The organism is Salipiger sp. HF18 (assembly GCF_011806505.1).
In the GTDB taxonomy this organism is placed as follows: Bacteria; Pseudomonadota; Alphaproteobacteria; order Rhodobacterales; family Rhodobacteraceae; genus Salipiger; species Salipiger thiooxidans.
In genome coordinates, this window is record NZ_JAATOS010000454.1 from 1 (window position 1) to 3,185 (window position 3,185).

The window sequence follows — 3,185 nt, forward strand, 5'->3', positions numbered from 1 at the left end:
GACACATCCCCGCGCGGCGACGGTCGCGCGGGGCCCCGCCGGGGAGAGGCGGGTTACATAACCAGCGGAGGAACATCCGATATGTCACCGATTTTTCAGGGAATTCTGACGATCTTCATCGGCGTGACCGGATGTATCGCCTATTTCTACCTGTCCAATATCGTGCTCGACAAGGTGATCTTCCCGCCGCGCACCGATGACCGAGGGCGCAACATCCGCCGCGCCACGATGGTGCGGCCATGGCTGTTCATGCTGCCGGCGATGTTCGCGCTCGGGCTCTACCTCGTCTACCCGGTGGTGGGCAGCTTCTGGCGCTCGCTCTTCAACCGCTCCGGCGATACCTTCGTGGGCCTCGGAAACTACACCCAGATGTTTTCGGAATCGGGCTTCCGCACGGCGCTTTTCAACAACTTCCTCTGGGTGCTGGTGGTGCCTGCCGCCTCGGTCTTCTTCGGGCTCTTGGTGGCGCAGCTCACCGACCGGCTGAAGTGGGGCAACATCGCGAAATCGCTGATCTTCATGCCGATGGCGATCAGCTTCGTGGGCGCCTCGCTGATCTGGAAGTTCGTCTATACGGTCGACCCGCAGATCGGCATCATCAACGCCATCCGCGACTCGCTGGGCCTTGCCGCCATCGACCCGCTGCAGATCCCGTTCTGGAACAACTTCTTCCTGATGGTGATCCTGGTCTGGATCCAGACCGGCTTTGCCATGGTGATCCTCTCGGCAGCGCTGCGCGGGATTCCCGAAGAGACCATCGAGGCCGCCATCGTCGATGGCGCCAACCCGTTCCAGCTGTTCTTCCGCATCAAGGTGCCGCAGATCAAGGGCACGATCCTCGTGGTCTGGACCACGATCACCATCCTCGTGCTCAAGGTCTTCGACATCGTCTACGCGATGACCGGCGGCAACTTCGATACCGAGATCCTGCCAAGCTACATGATGGACTACATGTTCCGCGACGACGGGCGGGCGACCGCCGTGGCCTTCGTGATCATGATCATCGTGCTGCCGGTGATGATCTGGAACATCCGCCAGGCGCGGAAAGAGATGTGAGGAGGCACGGCCATGGATAATATCGCCGGACAGAAAAGCTCGCTCTCGATCGTCACCAACCTCTGCGTCCTGTTCCTGGTACTGCTCTGGCTGGTGCCGACCGTGGGGCTGCTGGTGTCGTCCTTCCGTGACCGCGAGCAGATCTCGCAGTCGGGCTGGTGGATGGCCATGTTCCCGGTGGAGCAGGCGTTCCGCGTGCAGCCCTCGGCCGATGGCGTGCGGCAGGACGGCGATCTCTACGTGCTCGAGGGCAACGTCTTCGGCACCGGCTCGGGCTCGGTCGCGGCCTTCGGCATCACCTCGCGCAACCCCGGCGCCGCCGAGACCGGCCAGACCTACGGGCGACTGAAGCTCGAGGTCCGCGACAGCGACGGCGAGCTCGACACCGAGAACTAAGAGACCGCCTGGCCCGCCGACGGTGCCCCCGAGGTGCCCGAAACCGACGAGGACGGCCGCCCGGTCGAGGGCTACAGCATCGACCGCGCGCTCACCATGGCGCCCAACGGCGACTTCACATGGGTGCAGGAGGGCGAGATCCGGCGGCCGCCGACGCTTTACGTCGTGGCCAAGCAGCCCCCCGAGTTCGGGCTGCAGAACTACGAGCTCATCCTCTATTCCAACAACATGGACCGCGCCTTCATCAACACGATGACGGTGACGATCCCGGCGACCATCATCCCGATCCTGATCGCGGCCTTCGCGGCCTACGCACTGGCGTGGATGGATTTCAGCGGGCGGCAGTTTCTCATCGCCATGGTGGTGGGGCTCTTGGTGGTGCTTCCTCGGCATCTGGCTCGCCCACACCGGCTTCGGCCTGCCGCTCGCCATCTACCTGCTGCGCAACTACATGGTGGGCTTGCCGCGCGACATCATCGAGAGCGCCAAAGTCGACGGCGCCACCGACTTCCAGGTCTTCACCAAGATTGTGCTGCCGCTCAGCTTTCCGGCGCTCGCCAGCTTCGCCATCTTCCAGTTCCTCTGGACGTGGAACGACCTTCTGGTCGCCAAGGTCTTCCTGCCCTCGAATTCCGAGAGCTGGGTGATGACCGTCAAGATCGCCGACGACCTGCTGGGCTCGCGCGGGGGCGACTGGGGCATCCTCGCCGCAGCGGCCTTCGTCTCCATCGCGGTGCCGCTGCTGGTCTTCTTCGCGATGCAGAAATACCTCGTGCGCGGCCTGCTGGCCGGCTCCGTCAAGTAAGGAAACACGACACACCATGACCGATATGCCGGACATGTCCTCCGCGACGCTTCTCAAGAAAGACCCCGACTGGTGGCGGGGCGCGGTGATCTACCAGATCTACCCGCGCAGCTTCCAGGACAGCAACGGCGACGGGGTGGGCGACCTGCTGGGCATCGCCAAGCGCCTGCCGCACATCGCCTCTCTGGGCGTCGACGCGGTCTGGATCTCGCCGTTCTTCCGCTCGCCCATGGCCGATTTCGGCTATGACGTCAGCGACTACTGCGACGTGGACCCGATGTTCGGCACGCTCTCGGATTTCGACGTGGTGATCGACACCGCCCACAAGCTGGGGCTCAAGGTGCTGATGGACCTCGTCATGTCGCACAGCTCCATCGAGCACCCGTGGTTCAAGGAGAGCCGCTCGTCGAAGGACAATCCCCGCGCCAACTGGTACGTCTGGGCCGACGCCCAGCTCGACGGCACGCCGCCCAACAACTGGCTGTCGATCTTCGGCGGCTCGGCCTGGCAATGGGATCCGACGCGCTGCCAGTACTACCTGCACAACTTCCTGACCGAGCAGCCCGACCTCAACTTCCACGAGCCGGCGCTGCAGGACACGCTGCTCGACGTGGCCGAGTTCTGGCTGCACCGCGGGGTCGATGGCTTCCGTCTTGATACCGTTAATTTCTACACGCATGACAAGCAGTTGCGGAACAATCCTCCACTGGCACCGGAAGAGCGCAACCCGATCACCGCACCGGCGGTGAACCCCTATACCTGGCAGAACCACCTCTACGACAAGACCCAGCCCGAGAACCTCGAGTTTCTCGCCCGGCTGCGCACGCTCATGAACCGCTACAACGCGGCCGCCGTGGGCGAGATCGGCGAGGACCAGCGCGGGCTCGAGGTGCTGGGCGACTACACGCGCGGCGACCAGCACCTGCAC

Annotated in this window: 3 protein-coding genes and 1 pseudogene; all 4 read left to right on the forward strand. The window is 64.0% G+C overall.

Annotated elements, in window-relative coordinates; all coding sequences use genetic code 11:
• Nucleotides 1-81: 81 nt before the first annotated feature.
• Complete coding sequence (locus tag HC022_RS22300) at nt 82-1,056, forward strand: carbohydrate ABC transporter permease (RefSeq protein WP_089960681.1); 975 nt, start codon at nt 82-84, stop codon at nt 1,054-1,056.
• Between the two features lie 12 nt (nt 1,057-1,068).
• Nucleotides 1,069-1,452, forward strand: a complete 384-nt coding sequence (locus HC022_RS29925; protein WP_368484720.1) for a hypothetical protein — start codon at nt 1,069-1,071, stop codon at nt 1,450-1,452.
• A 198-nt stretch (nt 1,453-1,650) separates the two neighbouring features.
• Nucleotides 1,651-2,257: pseudogene (locus HC022_RS29930) on the forward strand (carbohydrate ABC transporter permease); the annotation flags it as partial.
• A gap of 16 nt (nt 2,258-2,273) precedes the next feature.
• A partial coding sequence (locus HC022_RS22310) for an alpha-amylase family glycosyl hydrolase (protein ID WP_254885231.1) occupies nt 2,274-3,185 on the forward strand: 912 nt, incomplete at its 3' end.

What these genes read in the sequence shown, in the direction of transcription:
- HC022_RS22300 (WP_089960681.1), top strand. Translation starts at nt 82, where the DNA reads ATGTCACCGATTTTTCAGGGAATTCTGACGATCTTCATCGGCGTGACC.
- HC022_RS29925 (WP_368484720.1), top strand. Translation starts at nt 1,069, where the DNA reads ATGGATAATATCGCCGGACAGAAAAGCTCGCTCTCGATCGTCACCAAC.